Below are 23827 nucleotides of genomic sequence, written 5' to 3'. Positions count from 1 at the left end.
AAAATAATGATTTCTCGTTGGTTAGTGAGTGGCTTAGGCATTGTCGGTACCGTGATCAGTTTTCAGCTGTTTGCATCCACCGCGACACAGGTTGATCAATCTCAGCAGGCTGAACAAGCTCATAAAAGGCCAACTGTTGCTGTCGTTCTTGCTGGTGGTGGGGCAAAAGGTGCAGCTCACATTGGTGTGCTTAAAGCCCTAGAAGAGATGCAAATCCCGGTTGATTACATTACCGGTACCAGTATGGGCTCATACGTTGGCGGTCTTTATGCGACAGGGATGAGCGCAGACGAGATCGAGAGCTTTATTTATACGGTCGATTGGAATCGCGGTTATCGTGATCGCGTTAACCGTAGTGATCGCCGTGTACGTGACAAAGAATATGAAGACCGCTACCAACTGAACACCGATCTCGGCTTAGGTTGGGGCGAAATCAAAGCAAGGAAAGGGGTGGTGCAAGGCCAGAATATGTTGCGTATTCTGCGTGAGACCACGGGTAATCTATCCTCATTCGATTCTTTCGACCATCTTGCTATCCCATACCGTTCTGTTGCAACCGACATTATCGAACTTGAAGAGGTGGTCATCGACCATGGTCACCTTGTTGATGCCATGATGGCCAGTATGTCAGTTCCCGGCGCGCTTCCCCCTTATGAACTCGATGGTCGAATGCTGGTTGATGGTGGTGTCACCAATAACATGCCCGTCGACGTTGCCAGAGCGATGGGTGCAGACATCGTCATTGCGGTGGATATCAGTACCAACTACAAAGGCAAAGATGATTTCACGAATTTTCTAGCGGCAGCTGATCAACTCTCTAATTATCTTGTTCAACGCAGCACCCAAGAGCAAGCTGAAACACTCACAGACGATGATGTCTTCCTGCGCCCAGATGTTGGGGAAATGGAGACGACAGAGTTTGATAAAATGCCATCGGCTTTCCTCGCGGGCTATGAAGCCGCTAAGCAGCATACTGATGAACTTTCTAAGCTATCGCTCTCAAATGCCGATTATCAGCATTATATCGAGGACAAACAAAAAGCACGTAGACAGCTTAAACACGGCGATCAGACCGTCGTTGACCGAGTTGTGATCAATAACAACACCCACTATTCCGATAAGCTGATCGAAAACCGTTTAAACCTTGATTCAGGTAAGGTTCTGAAGACCAGTGAGATTGAATCTAAAGTACAAGACCTCTATGCGCTAGATAGATTCGAGTTGGTGACGTATGAATTTGACACCGTGGATGGCGAGGAGCAATTGCAGGTCGATGTGAACGAAAAATCTTGGGGACCAAACTACCTCAACTTTCGATTCTTTCTTGAAGATGATTTCTCCACTACCAGTCAGTACTCGATTGGTGTTTCAGCCAACTTTACCGATATTAACTCGCACGGTGCAGAGCTAAGAACCAATATCGAGATGGGAACGGATAAACGAATTGAGGCGGAACTCTATTCGCCATTCTTTTCGAGTCAAAAATTGTTCACTTCTGCATCGATTGCTTATAGCAAGGAAAACAGAAACCTACCGGTAGATATTGATGATATTGAAGAACCGACACTGGACGTAACGAAAGACTACTTTCCAATGACCTATAGCGAGTATGTCGGTGAATTAGCATTAGGCTATCAACCGACTTTGTGGCAAGAGCTGAAATTTGGTGCTCGCTATACTGATGGGGATGTTGAGGTGGCTTCTTTACCTTCGTTAGGTAATGGTGGTTACACTCGTATTGGTGGGTTTATCAATTATCGATTGGATACTTTGGATAACTTCAGCTTGCCAACTGAAGGTTATTTTGTTGATTTAGAATACCTTGTTTCTCATGATGACTTTCAGAATGATACCTCTATTAACGAAACAGAGTTGACGTCTGAGAGCGATACGGTTTATGAGTTTTCGGCTAATTTAATGGCTGCAAAGAGTATCGAGAAGCATACTTTAGTCGCAAAGCTCGATTACGGTATTGTAGAGAGCAAAAATTCGATTTTCCCTATTGATCCTAAAGAGCTTGGTGGCTTCTTAAACCTGTCAGGTATTCCAAGGAACAGTATGATTGGGCAGAACTTGGCTTACACCAGCCTTATCTATCGTTACAAGTGGTTTGAAAATGACTTCGGCCTCTTTGAATCACCATTCTACGTGGGGGCATCCATTGAGCATGGTGGTGTTTGGTCGAACAATGATTTGAGTATTGATGAAGCGCCAATGTACACCGCGGGTTCTGTTTTCGCGGGTGTCGATTCACCAATCGGGCCGATCATTTTAGCTTATGGCCGAACCGAAGATAATTTCGATTCGGTGTATCTGATTGTAGGTACGTCCTACAAATAATCATGCGCAGAGTCGCCATTTAAGTGCGTAATTAGGCAAAAATAGTGGGACTTTCGTCTTAACTTGCTATGTTGGTCAAAATGATAAGATTTTAATTTAACGTTAAATTTGCTATTCTACCGCCCACAGTTTGGCCTCTATGACGCCGCTCATCAATACAAATTGAATGACAAAAATGGCAATGGAGAGCCAAGTTTCCAAGGATGTTCACTTCTTTATTTTACTAACAATTATGAAGGGAAGAAGTGAACCGCAATGAGAGGAAAAAAGTCGTGCTTGAAGCCTACCGTAAACACGTCGAAGAACGTGCTGCCGAAGGAGTTGTTCCAAAACCACTAGATGCTGAGCAGGTAGCTGGCCTAGTTGAACTTCTGAAGAATCCACCTCAAGGTGAAGAAGAAATCATTCTTGACCTACTAGAAAATCGCATTCCACCGGGTGTAGATGAAGCTGCTTACGTAAAAGCTGGCTTTCTTACGGCTATCACTAAAGGTGAAGTAGCTTCTCCACTAGTAAGCAAAGCAAAAGCTGCAGAACTGCTTGGTACTATGCAAGGCGGTTACAACATCGAATCTCTAGTATCTCTACTAGACGATGCTGAGCTTGCTCCAATCGCTGTTAAAGCGCTATCTCATACTCTACTGATGTTCGATGCGTTCTATGACGTAGAAGAGAAAGCGAAAGCTGGCAATGCATCTGCACAACAAGTACTTCAATCTTGGGCTGATGCTGAATGGTTTACAGCGAAAAACAAAGTAGCGGAAAAGATCACCGTTAAAGTATTTAAAGTTACCGGTGAAACGAACACTGATGACTTATCTCCAGCGCCTGATGCATGGTCACGTCCTGATATCCCAGTACACGCGAAAGCGATGCTGAAGATGGAACGTGATGGCATTACTCCTGATGAACAGGGTAGCGTTGGTCCAATCAATCAAATTGAAGAAATGCAAAAAGATGGCATTCCACTGGCTTACGTTGGTGATGTTGTTGGTACAGGTTCTTCACGTAAATCGGCAACAAACTCAGTACTTTGGTTCATGGGTGAAGATATCCCATTCGTACCAAACAAGCGTACTGGCGGTGTTTGTCTTGGTGGTAAAATTGCACCAATCTTCTACAACACAATGGAAGATTCAGGCGCATTGCCCATTGAACTGAACGTACAAGACATGAACATGGGCGATATTATTGATATCTACCCGTACGAAGGTGTTGTTCACAAGAACGGTTCTGTGATTTCAAACTTTGAGCTAAGCAAAGTACTTCTTGATGAAGTGCGTGCTGGTGGCCGTATTCCACTGATCATCGGTCGTGGTCTAACGGGTCGTGCTCGTGACGCTCTAGGTCTAGCTGAAACGGATCTGTTTGCTAAACCAATCGATCCATCTGCATCTGATAAAGGCTACACGCTAGCTCAGAAGATGGTTGGTAAAGCATGTGGCGTTGAAGGTGTTCGTGCTGGTCAGTACTGTGAACCTAAAATGACGACCGTCGGTTCTCAAGATACGACCGGTCCTATGACTCGTGATGAGCTTAAAGATCTCGCGTGTCTTGGTTTCTCAGCAGACCTTGTAATGCAGTCTTTCTGTCACACATCTGCATACCCTAAACCAGTCGATGTAAACACTCACCATACGCTACCTGATTTCATCATGAACCGTGCGGGTGTTTCACTTCGTCCGGGTGATGGTGTTATCCACTCATGGCTAAACCGTATGCTTCTTCCTGATACTGTAGGTACAGGTGGTGACTCGCATACTCGTTTCCCTCTAGGTATTTCATTCCCTGCGGGTTCTGGCTTGGTAGCATTTGCTGCGGCAACAGGCGTTATGCCTCTTGATATGCCTGAATCTATCTTGGTTCGCTTTAAAGGTGAAATGCAACCGGGTATCACGCTACGTGACCTAGTACATGCCATTCCTCTTTACGGCATCAAGCAAGGTCTACTAACGGTAGAAAAAGCCGGTAAGATCAACGAATTCTCTGGTCGTGTACTAGAAATTGAAGGTGTTGAGCACTTATCTGTTGAGCAAGCATTTGAGCTTTCTGATGCATCTGCTGAGCGTTCTGCTGCAGGTTGTACGGTTAAGCTATCTCAAGAGTCTATCGATGAGTACCTGAACTCGAATATCGTTATGCTTAAGTGGATGATTGCTGAAGGTTACGGTGATGTTCGTACGATTGAGCGCCGTATCACAGCAATGGAAGAGTGGTTAGCGAACCCTGAGTTGCTATCTGCTGATTCAGATGCGGAATACGCGCACGTTATCGAGATTGATCTTGCTGACATCGATCAACCAATCCTATGTGCACCAAACGATCCAGATGATGCTCGTCTTCTTTCTGACGTTCAAGGAACTGAGATTCAAGAAGTGTTCATCGGTTCTTGTATGACCAACATCGGTCACTTCCGTGCTGCAGGTAAGATGCTAGAAGAGTTTAACGGCTCACTAAATACTCGCCTATGGGTGGCTCCGCCAACGAAGATGGATAAAGACCAACTGACAGAAGAGGGCTACTACGGCATCTTCGGTCGTGCTGGGGTACGTATCGAAACTCCTGGCTGTTCACTATGTATGGGTAACCAAGCTCGTGTTGCTGATGCTTCGACGGTTATGTCGACGTCAACGCGTAACTTCCCGAACCGCTTAGGTAATGGCGCGAACGTTTATTTGGCTTCTGCTGAGCTTTCTGCTGTTGGTGCGATTCTAGGTCGCATCCCAACGAAAGAAGAGTACTTAGAGTACGCTGAGAAGATTAATGCAACGGCTGCTGATACATACCGTTACCTGAACTTCCATAAAATGGGTCAGTACACGGAAAAAGCAGACACTGTTATCTTCCAAGAACCAGCTTAGTTCCTCGTTATATTTGTAGCTGCAGCGTTGTTGACTGCGTACGTTCACCCTAATCACATAGAGCTTCTATGCTCATAGGGATGAACGTACTTGTCGCCTAACTGCAATTCCAACTATTTAGAGGAACCCAAATGATAGAACGTCTACTTCGGTAGGCGTTTTTTTATGTCTGAATTCTGGACGACGAGCGACTCGATCTCTTGATGACTTCGCTATATACTCTCGCCTCATTTTTGCCACAACCCTTTTATTGAGTCTCTTTTTATTAGAGCTTTGGAGCCTTATGGAATTCGAATTTACTAGAAACACTCTAATGGGTGAATACTATGTGAAATGCAGCATGGGCCATGAGATTGTTGGCCGTTGGCTTCAAGAAGAGATCGGTAAAGATAAGCAGAAATTAGATCATGTGATGGCGTTGATTGAGCAATCTCGACAGGATTTGAGCAATGAAGTGACGTTGCTTGGCAAAGAGATTAGCCTTGCGATCAATGAAGATGAAGTAACGATTCAAGAAAACGTGTTAGCGCATGAGCAAGAGATGGAAGAGGGCAGTGAGTTCGACTTCTATAACTGTGAAAGCCAAGCAAGCTGCGGAATCGACGATTTCGAACTGCTCATCGAACGCTGGATGGATTTTTTAGGTTACTAGTCCTAAGACCTATTTGTTAGTCATTCAGAGCTTTGAAGGCTTCGTTGCCCAAAACTGGAGCAATAAGAGCATCACGCATTAAGATAGTGAAAAGGCCGCACCATATTGGTGCGGCCTTTTTCGTTATTACGACCTTATTACCTTCATCTCATTTAAAATCAATCACTTAACTTTTTGGCACGCTACTTGGATTGTAATAAGAGAATTAACGGATTAAGTAAGAATTTAAGGAACGAATATGAAATTAATAAATGCCATTGTTAAGCCATTCAAATTAGACGATGTACGCGAAGCGCTCTCTGATGTGGGTATTGAAGGTATGACTGTTTCTGAAGTAAAAGGCTTTGGTCGTCAGAAGGGACACACTGAATTGTATCGTGGTGCAGAGTACCAAGTGGATTTCCTACCAAAGGTGAAGCTAGAGATTGCTACCCAAGCTGAGAATGTTGACCGAGTTGTTGAAGCGATTAGCCAAGCGGCACACACCGGAAAAATCGGCGACGGCAAAATTTTTGTGTATGACCTAAGCCAAGCCGTACGAATTCGTACTGGTGAAATGGATGCTGAAGCACTTTAAAGAATTACAAGGACTGGAGACTTTAATATGGAACTTACAACAACAGTAACGGAACTACGTTACGCACTAGACACTTTTTTCTTCCTCATTTCAGGTGCGTTGGTAATGTGGATGGCAGCAGGCTTCGCGATGTTAGAAGCTGGCCTAGTTCGTTCAAAGAACACCACAGAAATTTTAACTAAGAACATCTGTTTGTACGCAATTGCTTGTACAGCTTTCTTAGTGGTTGGCTACAACATCATGTATGTCGACAACGGTGAAGGCGGTTGGTTGCCATCATTTGGTACTCTGATTGGTACACAAGGTGAAGGCGCAGACCACTCTCTAGAATCAGACTTCTTCTTCCAGGTAGTATTCGTTGCAACAGCAATGTCTGTAGTATCTGGTGCGGTTGCTGAGCGTATGAAGCTTTGGTCATTCCTAATCTTCTCTGTAGTACTAACAGCGTTCATTTACCCAGTTGAAGGTTACTGGACTTGGGGCGGCGGTTTCCTATCAGAAGCAGGTTTCAGCGACTTCGCAGGTTCAGGTATCGTACACATGGCTGGTGCAGCAGCAGCGTTAGCTGGTGTTCTACTACTCGGTGCTCGTAAAGGTAAATACGGTAAGAACGGTGAAATCTACCCGATTCCTGGTTCAAACATGCCACTTGCAACGCTAGGTACATTTATCCTTTGGTTTGGTTGGTTCGGTTTCAACGGCGGTTCTCAACTGATGGTTTCGGATTTTGAGAACGCAACAGCAGTAGGTCAAATCTTCCTTAACACCAACGCAGCAGCAGCAGCGGGCGCAATTGCAGCACTACTAGTATGTAAAACAACTTGGGGTAAAGCAGACCTAACAATGATTCTTAACGGCGCGTTAGCGGGCCTAGTAGCAATCACTGCAGACCCTCTATCACCATCACCTCTATTTGCTGTAGCAATTGGTTCGGTATCTGGTGCATTGGTTGTATTCAGCATCATCGCTCTAGACAAAGCTAAGATTGATGATCCAGTAGGTGCTATCTCTGTACACGGTGTATGTGGTTTCTTCGGTCTAATGGCTGTGCCACTAAGCAACGCTGATGCAACGTTTGGTGCTCAACTATTAGGTGCAGCAGTAATCTTTGCATGGGTATTCGGTGCTAGCTTAGCGGTATGGGCAGTGCTTAAAGCAACAATCGGTATCCGAGTAACGGAAGATGAAGAACTTGAAGGTATGGACATGCACGATTGTGGTGTCGGCGCTTACCCTGAGTTTGTATCAGTAAAATAATCAACAGTCGTCGCCTAATCTGAATGGGTTAGGTTGGACAAAGAAAGCCCCGTAACTCTTGTTGCGGGGCTTTGTTGTATTTACGGTTGCACAATATATAAACACGAACGTTGAAGTTAGGCTTATTGTTTAAGGGGGATGACAAGACACAAAGTTGAAATGGTTTGTTACAAAAGTGAGAGTTTAAATGGTCTGAGTAGACGGATTTTTTGTTGGTCGTCATTGTAATTATGTTAATGATGAATATAATAACGCAACTGATAGACATTATCATTTCGATATAAAGGATTTTACAATGAAGAAACTGCTAACACTTTCAGCTCTAGCGTGTGGTGTAATTGCCCCGACAGCAATGGCTGCGGAAGAAGTAAACGTATACTCTTACCGTCAACCTTTCCTTGTTGAGCCAATGTTCAAAGAGTTCACAAAAGAGACTGGCATTAAAGTAAACGTTAAGTTTGCTAAAAAAGGTTTAGCAGAGAAGTTAGCTCAAGAGGGTGAATACAGCCCAGCTGACGTTGTCTTAACTGTAGATATCAGCCGTCTATCTGAACTAACTAAACAAGGTCTAGTTCAATCTGTAGAGAGCGATGTACTTGAAAAGAACATCCCTGCTCAATACCAAGATACAGATAACGAGTGGTTCGCTCTAACAACTCGTACACGTAGCGTTTATTCTTCACGTGACCGTGTTGGTCGTCTAGGTGAAGAGTTCACTTACGAAGATCTAACTAAGCCTGAATTTAAAGGCAAAATCTGTACTCGTAGCGGTAAGCACCCATACAATGTTTCTCTAGTATCTTCGATGATTGCTCACAAAGGTGAAGCTGAAACGAAAGAATGGCTAGAAGGCGTAAAAGCAAACCTAGCACGTAAGCCTCAAGGTAACGACCGCGCGCAAGTTAAAGCGATTAAAGAAGGTCTTTGTGATGTTGCTCTTGGTAACAGCTACTACCTAGGTAAGATGGTTAATGATAAAGAGCAAAAAGCTTGGGCTGACTCTGTTTACATTAACTTCCCGAACCAAGAGACTACAGGTACTCACGTAAACATCTCTGGTATGGCAATGGCTAAATACTCTCCAAATGAAGAGAATGCCGTTAAGCTGATGGAATTCCTATCTGGTAACACAGCACAAAGCATGTACGCAGAAGTGAACTACGAATACCCAGTGAAAGCAGACGTTAAACCTTCTGAGCTTGTTGCTTCATGGGGCGAGTTCAAAGCGGATACTATTTCTCTAGATGAAATTGCAAACCACCACGCGGCTGCAATCAAGCTATTAGACGAAGTTAAGTTCGATCTATAATTTATTACGGTAGGTTTCGGCCTAAGTAAAATGACAACCTCAAGTCGCCATTTTGGCTACTTGGGGTTGTTTGTTATTGGAAAATCACTTTTTGATACAAAGCACCCCGTTGATCCCTTGAGTTATTAGCATCTCACCTTGAAGTCATTAGAGTATATGGGTATAAATAACCCCACCATTAAAAGGATATGAGATGTATTTGCAAATGCATTTGTGTTTCATTAAGCCTCGTTGTAGTTAGGCGATGAAAGAAAAGAATTATTTATGGAACACCAGTAGCAGCATTATTGCTGTATTACTGGTTTTACCGATCTTAGCGATTTTTACGACGGCTGTTGGAGAAACGGATGAGCTATTTTCTCATCTGATGTCCACAGTGATGCCTACCTATGCCTACAATACGGTGGTTTTAGTCATAGGAACCATGTTCCTGTCTTTAGTTTTTGGTATTCCGTCGGCTTGGGTTATGGCAATGTGCCGTGTTCCGGGAGAGCGTGTTTTGCAGTGGGCACTCGTCCTGCCATTAGCAATGCCAGGCTATATTGTTGGGTATATCTTTACCGATTGGTTCGACTTTGCCGGCCCTGTTCAGGTTCTACTGCGAGATCTTACTGGGTGGGGACCCGGTGAGTATTGGTTCCCGGATATTAGAACCTTATCCGGCGCTATTATTGTTCTGTCTCTCGTTCTCTATCCTTATGTTTATTTGCTGTGCCGCGCGGCATTTATGGAGCAAAACGTCTCCTTATTGCAATCCGCTCGTTTGCTAAAGTGCTCACCTTGGGAAAGCTTCCGTCGTATATCCTTACCACTTGTTCGTCCATCAATGGCGGTCGGTTTATCGCTTGTTGCTATGGAAACCATCGGTGACTTTGGTACCGTGAGTTACTTTGCGGTAAATACTTTAACGACTGCGGTTTATGATACTTGGCTGGGCTACTCAAGCTTAACGGCAGCAGCGAAAATATCGGCAATCATGCTGGTTATCGTGATCCTACTATTGAGCTCAGAGCGATACAGCCGCCGTAAGCAGAAGCTATTCCAGAATCAGTTCAGTAGCCGCGAAGATTTTCGTTATGACCTTTCTGGTTGGAAAAAATGGCTGGCACTATTCTGGTGCTGGGGATTAGTTTGCGTTGCATTCCTGTTCCCTCTTGGCCAGCTCATAATTTACGCCTACAAATATTTTGCTCAAAGCTGGACCCCTGAATTCAGAGAATATGCCATCAACAGTCTTTACGTTTCGGTAGCTGCTGCGATTATTGGCGTGATTATCGCGATGATTGTTAACTTTAATCAACGAGTTAGTCCGAGTAAGAAAAATCAGGCTTATATGCGTCTCGCTTCGATGGGCTATGCCGTTCCAGGCACTGTGTTAGCGATTGGTGTGATGGTACCTGTTTTGTTCATGGATCACTTGGTCAATGACATTGCGAAAGTGATGGAGTGGGGGCGACCTGGTTTGATCTTCTCCGGTTCGATGTTCGCGCTAATCTTTGCAATGGTCGTGCGCTTTTCGGCAGTAGCAATTGGCAGCATTGAAAGCAGCTTGAGTAAAGTATCCCCTTCATTGGATATGGCCTCGAAAACCATGGGTTGCAATACCAATCAGATGTTACGCCGTGTTCATTTACCTTTGATTAAACGTGGCGCATTGATCGCTGGTTTACTGGTGTTTATCGAATCAATGAAAGAGTTGAATGCGGCATTGCTACTGCGTCCTTTCAACTTCGAAACATTGGCGACTTATGTTTATAACTATGCCTCAGATGAGCACCTAGAGTTGGCGGCGATGCCTGCTGTATTATTGGTGTTGGTGGGTTTAATTCCTCTGATCATCGTAAACCGTTCCTTGGAGCAGAAAAACTAATGAGTTGTGCATTATCAATTAAAGATCTGACCTGTAAGTATGAGTCGCAAACCATTTTGGAAGCGCTCTCGTTAGAAGTTGAGCATGGTGAAATTGTTTGTCTTCTTGGTGCGAGTGGCTGCGGTAAAACGACCTTACTGAAGGCGATTGCGGGCTTACTTCCATTGAGTAGCGGTGTGATGAGTTTGAACTGTCAAACCATTGATGATGGCGAGAATTGGTTGCCACCAGAGCAGCGTAACATTGGTATGATTTTCCAAGATTACGCCCTGTTTCCGCACCTGACGGTAAACCAGAATGTCGGCTTTGGCTTGAAAGACCTTTCTGAGCAGCAAAAGAAAGACAAGGTTCAAGAGATGCTGGAGCTGGTTCACTTAGATGAGTACGGTGACCGCTACCCACACCAACTTTCAGGTGGTCAACAACAGCGTGTCGCTATTGCTCGTTCTTTGGCGTACAAGCCAGACTTACTACTGTTAGATGAACCATTCTCAAACATCGATACTCAGGTTCGTCATGAGCTGATTTCTCAGATTCGTAAGATCTTTAAGAAGCAGGGTGTTACAGCTATCTTCGTAACTCACAGCCGTGAAGAAGCGTTCGCATTTGCAGATAAAATGGCAGTAATGAACCATGGTGTGATTGAGCAGTATGGCTCGGCATCTGAGTTGTATTTCCATCCTTCGAGTAAGTTCGTTGCAGACTTTTTGGGCGGCGGTAGCTATCTCAATGCACAGCGTATTTCAGAGCATGAATTTGAAACCAGTTTGGGTATGGTTGAAGCCAAACCGCAAACGGAGATTGAGTTCGGCAATACGTGTGAGCTTCTGCTAAGGCCCCAGCATATCCAAGCAAGTTACGAGCAAGATAGTGCTATTTCAGTGCTCGAGCAGCAATTTATGGGCGATCACTGTCGTTATGTAATCGAAGCACATGGTCAGAAGTTATTAGCAACCTCGTCAGAAGCACTTGAAGTGGGTATGCCGGTCAACGTAAAAGTCGATACCAAAGGCGTACTGGCTTTTTAAAGAGATATAACGCGATACTAATCGTTACAAGAATCGCGATAAAAAAGCCCAGCACTTTAAACAAAGTACTGGGCAAGAGTTCTTCACTTATAGGCTTTAACAAGGCAGTGATTTGTTAAGTCCCATACAAAACTGCTGCACTCTATAAGCCTATAGAGAGAGGAAGTCTTTCACTTTTTGAAGAACACGTTCTGCAGTGTCTTTATCTTCCATTTCTGCGAAGATTCGTAGTAACGGCTCTGTTCCTGAGAAGCGAGCAATTACCCAGCCGCCATTCTTGAAGTACACCTTGGCACCATCTTCATAGCTGACTTTTTCAATTTCGTATTCAAATTCAGGCAGTTGCTTCTCGACGTAGATCTTAGTGTAGAGCGCTTCTTTCTCTGAAGGTTTAAACTTACAATCGCCTTCTTCGGTGTAGGCATAGCCATATTTAGAGTAAATCTCATCAAGTAATTCAGACAGCTTCTTGCCTGTCACACTGATCATCTCAACCAGTAAGCTTGAAGCAAATACGCCATCCTTACCTTTGATATGACCACGAATGGTTAAACCTCCTGAACTTTCGCCGCCAATCAGAGAGTCATCAGCCTCCATTTGCGAGCTGATATGCTTAAAGCCTACAGGAACCTCAAAGCTCTTCTCACCATGATCTGCCGCCACTTTATCCAGTAGATGTGTGGTTGCGATGTTACGAACGACAGAGCCCTTCCAGCCTTTGTATTCCAGCAAGTAGTAGTAAAGCAGGAGTAGTACTTCGTTAGGGTGAATGAAGTGACCTTTCTCATCGATGATTCCCAAACGGTCGGCATCGCCATCAGTACCAATACCAATGTCATAGCCTTCTGCTGCAACTAAGTGCTTCAAGCGATAGAGCGTTGCAGCATTTGGTGATGGCATCAAGCCACCAAAATCTGGGTTTTTGCCATCGTTGATGACATCGACATCACAGCGACCGTTAATCAGCACGGTTTGCAGAGCATTTTTTGCCACGCCAAACATTGGATCAATCAGTACACGTAGGTTAGCTTTCTTGATCGAATCGATATCGATGAAGTTGATGATTGAATCAACAAAGTCGTTCATCGGGTTGATGATCTCGATTTCTTTGTCGTTTAATGCTTGTTCGAAATCGACTCGGATAACATCTTCGTTGGTCAGTGTTGCGATTTGCTGTTCGATCTTCTCTGTGATGATCTCATCGGCATCGCGGCCGCCTTCAATGAACACCTTAATACCATTGTAATCAGCGGGGTTGTGAGAAGCGGTAATACACGCCGAGTAGGTGCATCCCATCTCTTTTGCTTGGAACATCACGATAGGTGTTGGAACGAACTTATCGATGAAGCTTACTTTGATGTTGTTCGCCGCAAGTACTTCTGCAAACCAACATGCGGCTTTATCTGAAAGGAAGCGGCGGTCATAGCCGATCACAAACCCATTCTTGGCTGCATCTTCGTTGTTAATGATGTTAGCGAGCGCTTGTGCTACTAAACGGACGTTTTCTCTAGTGAACTCTTCACCAATGAAAGCGCGCCAGCCACCTGTACCAAATTTAATCATTAGAAAATCCTTTTAGTCTCATTGTCTCAAGCCCGTAAAGACTTGAGACAAGAGCTGTTCGTTAAATTGCGTGACTAGCCTAGAACAACGACAACATCGTTCACGCTGCCTTCTGCTTGTACTGGGATTGCGCCTTCAACTGACTCACTATTGATAGTGATAGAGGCAACGCCTTTGCTTACTGCATTCGGGTTTTGCACTTTGATGTTGTAAGTCGCGCCACGCCATTGACGAGTAACCTCGAACTCTGGCCAATCAGTCGGGATACAAGGATCAACCGTTAAGCCTTCAAAGCCTGTACGAACACCAAGAATGAAGTTGGTTACCGCGAAGTAAGCCCAACCCGACGTACCCGTTAACCAAGGGTGGTTTGCACGGCCGTGGTCTTGGTGATCTTTACCCATGATGAACTGCACATACGAGTATGGTTCTGCGTAACGTGTTTCAATCATGTCGTTTTGGTTGTACGGGTTCAGTGCGTCGTAGAACTTCATAGCACGGTCACCACGACCTAGTTTAGCTTCTGCTACCCAAGCCCATGGGTTAGGGTGAGAGAAGATTGCGCCGTTCTCTTTTACGCCTTGGTAAACGCGAGTTACGAAGCCGATGTCATCGTTTGGTGTTGCGAATGATGGAGAGTTTAGGTGTAGGCCGTATTCAGAGAAAAGGTTCTCATCAACAGCGTCCATCGCTTTCTCACCGCGTTCTTGAGATACCGCGCCAGATAGAACCGCGAGCGTGTTTGACTCAAGGTGTACACGACCTTCAGTTTGTTGAGCTGTACCGATCTTGTCGCCATTTTTAGTCAGACCACGGATGTACCAACCACCCTCGTCATCCCAAAGATGCGTTTCACATGCTTCGCGAACGTTAGCAGCCATTTCAGTGTATTTCGCAACGTCAGCATCGTTATTACGGAACTTAGCAAGATCCAGGAATTCTTGTAGCGCCCAGAAGTGTAGGAATGAAACCATTGATGATTCACCGCCACCTAGGTTCAAACAGTCATTCCAGTCAGCACGAAGGCCTTTACAGATACCCGTTTGCCCCACGTATTCAGCAGAGAAGTTCAGTGCCGCTTTCATGTGTTCGTAAACTGTCGCGTCACCACCGTCTGCGTATGGAATCACTTCATCGAAGAAGTCGTGCTCACCGGTTTCCATCACGTACTTGATGATGGTCGGAACGATCCATAGGTGGTCATCAGAACATGTGTCTTCAATGCCGTGGATCTTGTCGTCATCTGACGGTGTTGGAACAACCGTTGGTGATTTTGATGGCTCAACGTCGGCTTTCTCTGGATCGAACCAGTCTGGATCGAACAAGTGTAGACCGTAGCCCGCTTTCACTTGGCCGCGAAGCAGGTCGATAATGCGCTTCTTGGTCATTTGTGGGTTGGCATGAGGTACTGAAATAGCATCTTGCGCAGTATCACGGTAACCAAGACCAGTACGACCGCCAACTTCGATGAATGATGCAAAGCGAGACCAAACCACACAGGTTTCGGCTTGGTATAGCGTCCACGTGTTGATCATTGTGTCTAAGCCTTCGTTTGGCGACTTAACTTGGAATTTGTTGCAACGCTCGTCCCAGTGATCTTTGATGCCTTGGAAAGCGGCGTCTACGTTTGCTGTGTCTTGGTACTTCTCACGTAGGCGTTCACCGTTGCCTTTACCGATACCGAGTACATACGCAAAGCGAACTTCTTCACCTGGTTGAATCGTAAATTGCTTGTGCAGAGAACCACAGTGGTTGTAACAAGTTTGAGCGCTGTTAGAACACTTACCGTTTTCAACCGCAATTGGATTTGCTTCATCACGGTACATGCCAAGGAAGTTGTCACGTTGGCCATCGTAACTGTCTGGTGAGAAAGTTGAAGCTAGGTAATAGAAGCCTTCAAAGTCGTTAGTGTTGTAGTACAGGTCGTATTCCAGAACACCTTCTTGGTAAGACGTGCCCGCAGAGTACAAAGACATCTGATGGTTTTGATTGTCTGATTGAATATGGCTGAAAGAGAACTCAACAAACGAGAAGGTGCTGATGGTTCTTGGCTTGTCAGTGTTGTTCTTTAATACAACGTCCCAAACTTCTGCATCTTCACCCTTAGGTACGAATAGCGTCTTGGTTGCGGTAATGCCGCTGTATTCACATTTGAATTTTGAGTATGACAGGCCGTGACGAACTTCGTAGTTCGCTTCATCTAGGCTCTTTGCCACTGGTTGCCAAGAGATAGACCAGTAATCACCCGTCTCATCATCACGCAGGTAAACATAGTGTCCTGGGCGGTCGAATGTGCCGTTTGGACGGAACTTAGTAACACGGTTGTATTCCGGAGAATTGTAGAACGAGTAACCGCCCGCATTGTGCGAAATCACGGTACAAAACTTTTCAGTACCTAGGTAGTTTGTCCAAGGTGCTGGTACATCAGGGCGAGTGATGACGTATTCGCGATTGTCGTTATCGAAATAGCCGTATTTCATTGTCATTTCCTTTTTAACAAACTGCATTTATGCAGCTAATTTTTAAATAGTGATGCTGAGTCGTATCTAACCGAGCACCTTAATTTGAGTCAGCAACCACTCGATGTGAGTGTCGCTTTGGTTTGTTTCATTGAGCTTTCCAAGGGTTGCGATAATCAACATTGAGTCTGTCGAGTAATGGCAGATGCCCCTTTAGGCGAGATAGGTAATCTAGCCAGTTTCGGTTGTTTTTATGTGTCCAACATCCTTCAGCTAAAGCGCTAATTCTTGGGAATACCATGTAATCCATACGCTTTTGGTTGGTGACGATCTCACACCATAGAGCACACTGAATTCCGCGGATTCGCTTACGAATTGGGTCGGTGTCGGATATCTCAGCAAGTGCTTCGTAGGTATAAGCTTGTTCTAATGGGATAACGGCAGCCCAATCTACGCCCGGTTCTTCCGGTGCATAATCTTGGGTCATGTCGAGATAAGTAAACTGTGCAGGTTGCAACACCACATCAAAGCCTTGGCGAGCGCAATTGACAGCCGCTTCTTCACTGAGCCATGAGTAGATGATGGTCTCTTTGCTCACTTTGTCGCCGTGCTGTGCTTCTTCCCAGCCGACCATGCGTTTGCCGAGTTGCTTAAGCTTGTTCTCGGCATAGCGGAATAGGTGGCCTTGTAGGTCTTTGCTGTCTTGGTACTGGTGTTCTTTCATCAATGCTTGAGCAGCAGGGCTGTTGGTCCACACGCCCGGTGGCACTTCGTCTGCACCCATGTGAATCAATTCGCTCGGGAACAGCTCTGCGACTTCTTCAATAACCGCGTCTAAGAATTGGTAAGTGCCGGGCAAGCCTGGGTTTAGGACGTTGTCGTTGTAGTGCTGAATGCTCTTGTATTGAGTTGTATCAGCTTGTTCTACCAGCATCTCAGGCAGTGATTTGATTGCGGCACGACAGTGTCCCGGAATATCGATCTCTGGGATCACCTTGATGCTGCGTTGCTCAGCGTATTCAATGACTTCACGAATCTGTTGTTGTGTGTAGAAGCCGCCATAGTTGTCCGCAATGTGGGTGTATTGCGGTTCTAGTGCATGATCAGGACCACGCCAAGCGCCAATTTCTGTTAGCTGTGGCAGGCTCTTTATCTCAATTCTCCAACCTTCATCATCGGTGAGGTGCCAGTGAAAAACGTTGAATTTGTAGTGCGCCAATTGGTTGATTAAACGCTTCACTTGATCCACTGAGTGGAAGTGACGAGCGCAATCCAACATCATGCCGCGGTACTTAAAGCGCGGTTGGTCGGCTATCTTGCAACATGGTAGAGAGAAGTTCTCTGCGTCCAGTTGTTGAACTAGTTGAATCAAGCTTGCCACAGCGTGTGTAAAGCCCGACTGGCTGCCTGATTCAGCAATAATCTGTTGTGCAGTGATGGTCAGCTTGTATTCAGCTTCATCTAACGTCGGGTTGCTGCGAAATAGAATGTCGCCGCTTTCGTTTTTTGAAAGTTCAGCTGAAAGCGCGTTCGAAAGAGACAACTCAAAGGTCGAGAGCAATTCTTTCTGGAACCAAGAGATTGCCTTATCAGCAAGATGAGATTGAACTTCAATTCTGCAGTCGCTACTTAGTGCGAAGCTACCTTGCTGAAGTTCGATATGATTCGGTTGAGGAATCAATGCAATCTCAGCAGCGTTAACTTCAGGTATTTGATTGCGTTCACGGTATGGCGAAGCCAGTACAATGGGTGATATCGCGACAGGCAGTACCGATGTTTCTCCATCATTATGTGACTGGATAAAGGCATCGTTAAGGCCATCAGAATAGAAGCGGAATGGTGCGCTTTGAATACTGAATTCAAGGTAGTAATGGTTGTTGGCCTTTAACACTGACGAACTTGGTGTGAACGAGCAAAAGCTGCCAACTTGAGTCAATTTACCTTGCGACAAACTCTCTGGAAGGATGAATCGATCAAACGCAAAGTGCAGAGACCAATCTTTTACGTCGAGGTCACTTAAGTTATGTACCGTAAGGCCAAATCGGCAGTTATTTTTTTGTTCAGAAAGAACAGCTAAGTCGATGCGATAATTCATATAACTTCCCTGCTAAGCCTGTTGATACAAGTTGTGTTGTGGTTTTCCGGCAAACATCAAGGCGCCTTCAATAGCGTCGAATTGAGGTTTTACGATCCATTGTTGTACTGGTGGTGATAGCCAGTTGAGAATACGCTCAGCGATACTTCCCATTAAGCACACCTTGTCAGCGCCTTTTCGATGCAGTGCTAAGACAAACATTTCGATATCAGCCGCGGTTTGCTTGAGCATATCGATAGCCAGTTCGTCGCCTTCGTTAGCGAGTTGAAAAATAACTGGTGAGAATTGACCGTAATCCTTTGGAATAGCACCTTTTGACCATTCGACAATGGCATCCACATCATTATTAAAGTGATTCATCACATGTAGAGTCAGCGGGGTTTTGCTGCGAATACCGTCTTCTGCAAGCAAGACTTGTTGAATTAAACGTAAGCCCATAACCGCGCCGCCGCCTTGATCTGAAATCGGAAATTCACGACCGCCAACCACATGTTGCTCACAGTCTTTTAGGTAGATACCGCAAGAACCCGTACCACCAATCATGATTGCGCCGTTTTGGCCATTGTGAGCACCAATGCAAGCGCCATAAGCGTCGGTATTTAGTGTCATGCTTGCGAAAGGGTGTGGTTGAACCATGAAGTCGAACCATGCTGATTTTTGCTCAGCACCAGCCAGTGCTAGGCCAACATGAATATTTGAAAAATCGTTAGAGTTAAGTTGCCCTTGTTGTGCCGCTTTTGTGATGGCATCAATAATTGAGCTCATCGCAACATCAACACCCAAAAGGATGTTGGCACTGCCACTTTTCGCTTCACCAATCAATTTGCCTTGGTCGTCACGAATACGAGCACGACAAGAAGTACCACCACCATCAATACCGACGTAGTAAAGAGTCATGATTATTGCTCCTTACTCTGTGCTAAGAAGTTGAACTGTGCAGCGGTTGCTAATAGGAACCACGCACCATGAGGGATCCATTGTTCACCCCAGCGCCAGTTTTGAAGCATGTCATCTTTTTGTGCTGGTGGATTGAACGCAATGTCTTGTTCATCTTCAAAACCAGCTGTGATGCCATTACAGATACCGCCTTTGGCATTGGAGAAACCAAGCTGAGGTAGGTAGTCTGGGTTGTTATGGCCATGACCATCGAGCATGCACATGTGGTATGGGTTGAGGCCCAAGATCCAATCAAGGCTATTTTGTGAAAGCTGGATTAAGCGCTCTTGAAGTTCGCTATCTTTAATGTGCGGTTGAACTAGGTAAGCCATGGTTGCGAGTGAACCAAGGCGAGCATTTTCACCTTGCCACCAGTAACCTGTCTCGTTCTGTTGAGCGACGAAGAAGGCATCACGTTTATCACCATAGACAGATTTAACGTACTGTCTTGGGTAGCCGAATGGGTTGGTGACTTTGTCGGTAATGTTGATTTCGAATTGGCAAGCTTGCTCAACAGCTGTGCGAGCCTGTTCTTTTAGTTCAGCATTGGTTTCGTTGTCGATGTATTCGCATAGCGCAATCACCGGAAGGCCAGCTTCTGCTGCATGAAAGTATGGGCGAGAGCCATCAGAATTTGCAGACCAGAAGTGCTCAAATGAATTATCTGACTGTTGGCGAGAGATTAAACGAGTCGCCCAAGTTCTTGCTTCTGTTAGGTATTGCTGGTCTTGAGTTACGCGATACAGCTCATTGGCTGCGAGCAGGGCACAATACTCATCGATGATGTTCTCTTCACCATCGTTTAGGTACTGGAGGTTGTACTCTTTTAGATGCCAGTAACCCTTAACAGCCGTTTCAAGGTAGGTGTGGCTCGAGTAACTGCCAGAGGTTTCAAGCTCAGATGCAGCAGCCAGTGCTGCAATAGCGACGCCTGCACCTTGTCGGTAGCCAGCTTGTAAGTCTGTTGATTTATGGCCTTCTTGAGTCGCATAAGCGCAGATGTCGCGCTGATTGATATCTTTGCTCCATTTGTCGAATACCGTCATATAGAAGTATCCGTCGGCGTCTTGCATACGCACTAAGAAGTCGGCACCGAACAGAGCCTCTTCCGTTAGACGAGTCATGGAGAATTTCGGGAAGTCTGGATTATGGCTAGTCAAGCGCACGCTTTTTAGCATGTTCCAAACGACCATTGGAATTTGTTGTGGGTTTAGGTAGTTACCATAAGAGAGGTGGCTAAAATACTTACTGACATCACCTGATGCGTCATACCATCCACCGTGGACATCGACGTATCTGTCGGTACCTAGAATTTGTGCTTGTCGATCTTTTTTGTCAAAAATACCGCCACAGCGTTGTGACTTAAAGTAATGAAGCACATCAGAGAATGTGTGGTTCATTAATAGGTTGCTACCAATCTCAAATACTTCTGAACGCAGGTTGTCAAAACGTAGGTAGTAGCGACCAGATTCAGTAACTGAACTGAAATCGATAGTGAAGAATTGCCCTTGATGCCAATTTGCTACGCGGCCTTGTTTAACCACATCAAAACTTCCGACGGTCATATGGTTGTCAGCACAGACGAGCAGAGCTGTTGTGCTAGATAGGCGAGCTTTCTTAGTTTGTAGGATAGCTTGCTTGGGGCCTGTGGACTCATAGCCAATATGGTTGGTCAATAACAGCATCAATATTCTCCGACAGTCCTAGTTTCTATTGGCTAGGTACTTGAATGTTTTGGATATAAATAGTTAGGGTCCGAAGACCCTAACTTGGGTTTTATTGCTTAGCTTTCATGTAGGTAACAGCGCACAAAGTGGTTATCAGCGAGCTGCGTAACCCCTGGTAGCTGCTCTTTACACTTATCCATTGCATGAGTACAACGACCTGCAAATGGGCAGCCTGCTGATACTGGTGTCCATAGAGGAATCTCCCCTTTATTGCCAGCAAGTTGTTCGTGGATCGATTTCTTAGGATCTGGAACAGCAGAAACAAGCAATTGCGTGTATGGGTGCTGAGGGTTAGCAATTACGTCATCGGTATCGCCCCATTCCACCATGTGTCCCACGTACATCACCGAAAGGTCTTCAGCGATGTAACGAGCGGTTGCGATATCGTGAGTGATGTAAAGCAGAGACATTTGCTTCTCGAACTTCATCTCTTCCATCAGGTTCAAAACGCCCGCACGAATCGATACATCAAGCATTGATGTTGGTTCATCGGCTAATACAACTTCTGCACCTACCGCGATGTTGCGGGCTAGGTTGACACGTTGACGCTGACCACCAGACAGCTGGTGAGGGTACTTTTTCGCCGTCTCTTTTGGTGGAATGAGACCGACTTGCTCTAAAAGATCGTAAACGCGTTCTTCTAGCTCTTTCTTGTTGCCCGGAGATACTTTCTTGTGGATCAATAGTGGTCGAGCAATGTGGTGGAAAATATTGTGTGTTGGGTTCAGTGAACCAAACGGGTCTTGCCATACCATCTGCACACCTTCACGGTAATGCATAAGATCTTTTCTGCTTGAGATCTCTTGGATATCACGACCTTTGTATTCGATCGTACCGCCCGAAGGCGCGTACATTTTTGCGATCATTTTTGCGGTTGTTGATTTGCCTGAACCTGATTCACCAACCACCGCTAGGCCGCGGCTTTTGTACATCTTGAATGACACGTCGTTAATCGCACGCATCATTGGGGTTTGAATGGTGGTACTGCTTATTGGGAAGTCTTTTACAACATTCTTGCCTTCTACCAATAATTGACCGAAATCTTTGCTCATAATTGTCTCCAGAATCCTTATTCGCTTTGCTTGTTTTTAGGCGGTCGAGCCGCCTTGTTCGTTATTCACGCTGAGTCAGCGTGCAAGCTATAGCTTCCTTTGTACTATTGGGTCACCGTACAGGTGACAGTTAGACAAATGTCCCGGGTCGATAGAACGCAGCTTGGTTGGCACCTTGGTACACGTTTCATGTACACGGTCACAACGAGCTTGGAAACGACATCCTTCAGGGATCTCTAACAGGTTCAGAGGGTTACCTGGAATACCTGCTAGTTTTGTCTTTGGCCCTGTCAGTGGAGGGAAAGAACTTCCCAGCCCTTTGGTGTAAGGGTGGTAAGGGTTTTCTAGAATATCTTGAGAGTTAGCTACTTCGATTAGCTCACCTGAGTACATGATGCCGATGCGGTCAGAGAACTCGACCATCAATGACAAGTCATGGGTGATGAACAGAATCGAGAAGCCAAACTCTTCTTTCAGTGCATAGATCTTTTGTAGGATTTCACGTTGCACAACCACATCAAGTGCGGTTGTCGGCTCATCCATGATGATCAGCTTTGGATTCAGTGCTAACGCGATAGCGATAACTAAGCGCTGACGCATGCCACCAGAGAATTGGTGAGGGTAGTCACTCAATCGGCTCGGGTGAATATCTACGATTTCAAGTAGACCTTCAGCGCGTTGTTTAGCTTGCTCACGAGTCATGTTGGTGTGACGCATAATTACGTCACAGAACTGCTCTTCCATCGGTAGTACTGGGTTGAGTGCGTTCATCGCACTCTGGAATACCATCGACATCTCGCTCCAACGAAACGACTGCATACGGTCATCGCTGTATTCAAGGATGTTCTCACCGTTGAAGATAACCTCACCACCACTGATGTAAGCGGGCGGCTTATGAAGACGCATAAGGGAGAAAGCGACCGTTGATTTACCACAGCCAGATTCACCAGCTAGGCCGAATACTTCACCTGGAGCGATGTCGAAACTTACGTTGTTACACGCACGAACATCGCCTGACTCTGTGATGTAATCCACGCATAAGTTGCGGATAGAAATTAGTGGTTCAGACATGATTATTTATCTCCGCTCCAAAGTGCATTTTGTGGTGGTAGTTCTGGTTCACGTTCTTCTTTGTCTTGAGCTGCTAGTTTCTTCCAACGCTTCATGCCTTTGTGAGAACGCAGTTGCGGGTTAGCAATTTCATCGACAGCGAAGTTAAGTAGAGCAAGGCCAGTTACAAGTAGTGTCAGTGCGATACAAGGAGCCAACAGTTCCCACCAAGCGCCAATCAGCATTGATGAAGAGGTTTGAACGTTGTAAAGCATGATGCCCCAGCTGATTGTGTTCGGGTCACCAAGACCTAGGAACGAGATGGTTGCTTCCATCATGATTGCGTACATCACCGAACCGATGAAGCTTGCGCCAACGATAGAGATAAGGTTTGGCAGAATCTCTACGAAGATGATGCGGAATGAAGATTCACCCAAAACTTCAGCGGCTTTTACAAACTCTTTTTCACGCAGTGCTAAGGTCTGGGAGCGAACAACACGGGCGCCCCAAGCCCAGGACATAAAGCCGATAACCAAGGTTATGGTGAGTGGCCCTGCCTCACCGATAAAGGCTGCTACTACGAACAGTAATGGGTATTGAGGGATTACCAGCATGATGTTCATTGCGGCTGTTAGTACGTCATCGACACGGCCACCGAAGTAACCTGCAGAAACACCAATAACAGTTGCGAGTAAACATACGGTTAGACCCGCACCAAAACCGACAGCAAGAGATACGCGTGCGCCGTATACCACTTGAGACCAAACGTCACGACCCATACGAGTTGTACCTAGTACGTGGTCTGCCTTTTTAGACATGATCAATGTACGGCGGTCGTCTGCTAGGTTTTGAGCAACCCAGCCATCAGGGTTAGTTTGTGCAGACTTCACCACGAAACCAGGGTATTCGTGTGGGTTACCTGTACGTTTGTCTGGTACATGTTTAGTGATCAATGGAGCTGCAATCGCGCCAAGAATAAAGATACTTAGGATGATGACGCCTGTTAGGGCCATCGGGTTACGCCAAATGAGTTTTAGAAAGTCTTTCATGA

Annotated in this window: 16 protein-coding genes; 8 read left to right on the top strand and 8 right to left on the bottom strand. The window is 45.6% G+C overall.

Features of this window, described 5'->3' with window-relative positions:
* The first annotated feature begins 6 nt into the window (after positions 1-6).
* From IQQ51_RS16330 to IQQ51_RS16295, 8 genes are all read left to right on the top strand, one after another.
* Positions 7-2340, top strand: a complete 2334-nt coding sequence (locus tag IQQ51_RS16330) for a patatin-like phospholipase family protein (RefSeq protein WP_193841599.1) — start codon at positions 7-9, stop codon at positions 2338-2340.
* Between the two features lie 272 nt (positions 2341-2612).
* Positions 2613-5201 carry a bifunctional aconitate hydratase 2/2-methylisocitrate dehydratase gene (acnB, locus tag IQQ51_RS16325; protein WP_048605714.1) on the top strand — a complete coding sequence of 863 codons (2589 nt, stop codon included), beginning with the start codon at positions 2613-2615 and terminating at the stop codon, positions 5199-5201.
* Positions 5202-5484: 283 nt separating this feature from the next.
* Positions 5485-5853, top strand: coding sequence for a YacL family protein (locus tag IQQ51_RS16320; protein ID WP_019824378.1), 369 nt, complete (start codon positions 5485-5487; stop codon positions 5851-5853).
* 238 nt (positions 5854-6091) lie between these two features.
* Positions 6092-6430, top strand: a complete 339-nt coding sequence (glnK, locus tag IQQ51_RS16315) for a P-II family nitrogen regulator (RefSeq protein ID WP_004738200.1) — start codon at positions 6092-6094, stop codon at positions 6428-6430.
* Between the two features lie 27 nt (positions 6431-6457).
* On the top strand, positions 6458-7687 hold the full coding sequence (locus tag IQQ51_RS16310) for an ammonium transporter (RefSeq protein ID WP_048605711.1): 1230 nt from the start codon (positions 6458-6460) through the stop codon (positions 7685-7687).
* A gap of 295 nt (positions 7688-7982) precedes the next feature.
* Positions 7983-8996 carry a Fe(3+) ABC transporter substrate-binding protein gene (locus IQQ51_RS16305; protein WP_016790767.1) on the top strand — a complete coding sequence of 338 codons (1014 nt, stop codon included), beginning with the start codon at positions 7983-7985 and terminating at the stop codon, positions 8994-8996.
* A 244-nt stretch (positions 8997-9240) separates the two neighbouring features.
* Positions 9241-10866, top strand: coding sequence for an ABC transporter permease (locus tag IQQ51_RS16300; protein WP_050620019.1), 1626 nt, complete (start codon positions 9241-9243; stop codon positions 10864-10866).
* Positions 10866-11894 (top strand): ABC transporter ATP-binding protein, encoded by a 1029-nt coding sequence (locus IQQ51_RS16295; protein WP_017059417.1) that lies wholly within the window; start codon positions 10866-10868, stop codon positions 11892-11894. Before IQQ51_RS16300 ends, IQQ51_RS16295 begins: the two co-directional genes overlap by 1 nt.
* 150 nt (positions 11895-12044) lie before the next feature.
* On the opposite strand, the gene IQQ51_RS16290 is transcribed toward IQQ51_RS16295, so the two are convergent.
* The 8 genes from IQQ51_RS16290 to IQQ51_RS16255 all read right to left on the bottom strand — a co-directional run bounded on the left by IQQ51_RS16290 (position 12045) and on the right by IQQ51_RS16255 (position 23825).
* A complete protein-coding gene (locus tag IQQ51_RS16290; RefSeq protein ID WP_193841598.1) occupies positions 12045-13457 on the bottom strand; it encodes a phosphoglucomutase/phosphomannomutase family protein in 1413 nt (470 codons plus the stop codon).
* A 74-nt stretch (positions 13458-13531) separates the two neighbouring features.
* A complete protein-coding gene (locus IQQ51_RS16285; protein WP_193841597.1) occupies positions 13532-15937 on the bottom strand; it encodes a GH36-type glycosyl hydrolase domain-containing protein in 2406 nt (801 codons plus the stop codon).
* A 127-nt stretch (positions 15938-16064) separates the two neighbouring features.
* Complete coding sequence (locus IQQ51_RS16280; protein WP_193841596.1) at positions 16065-18011, bottom strand: beta-N-acetylhexosaminidase; 1947 nt, start codon at positions 18009-18011, stop codon at positions 16065-16067.
* Positions 18012-18023: 12 nt separating this feature from the next.
* Positions 18024-18908 (bottom strand): N-acetylglucosamine kinase, encoded by an 885-nt coding sequence (locus IQQ51_RS16275; protein ID WP_193841595.1) that lies wholly within the window; start codon positions 18906-18908, stop codon positions 18024-18026.
* Positions 18909-18910: 2 nt separating this feature from the next.
* Positions 18911-20632, bottom strand: coding sequence for a glycoside hydrolase family 9 protein (locus IQQ51_RS16270; protein WP_193841594.1), 1722 nt, complete (start codon positions 20630-20632; stop codon positions 18911-18913).
* Between the two features lie 98 nt (positions 20633-20730).
* Positions 20731-21726, bottom strand: coding sequence for an ABC transporter ATP-binding protein (locus IQQ51_RS16265; RefSeq protein ID WP_017059411.1), 996 nt, complete (start codon positions 21724-21726; stop codon positions 20731-20733).
* Between the two features lie 87 nt (positions 21727-21813).
* A complete protein-coding gene (locus IQQ51_RS16260) occupies positions 21814-22797 on the bottom strand; it encodes an ABC transporter ATP-binding protein (RefSeq protein ID WP_048605693.1) in 984 nt (327 codons plus the stop codon).
* A 2-nt stretch (positions 22798-22799) separates the two neighbouring features.
* A complete protein-coding gene (locus IQQ51_RS16255) occupies positions 22800-23825 on the bottom strand; it encodes an ABC transporter permease (RefSeq protein WP_017056648.1) in 1026 nt (341 codons plus the stop codon).
* Between the last annotated feature and the right edge of the window lie 2 nt (positions 23826-23827).

The organism is Vibrio sp. OPT18 (assembly GCF_015163615.1).
Classification (GTDB): Bacteria; Pseudomonadota; Gammaproteobacteria; order Enterobacterales; family Vibrionaceae; genus Vibrio; species Vibrio coralliirubri.
The sequence above is the reverse complement of the archived record's forward strand: the minus strand, read 5'-3'. Positions and strand labels throughout refer to the sequence as shown.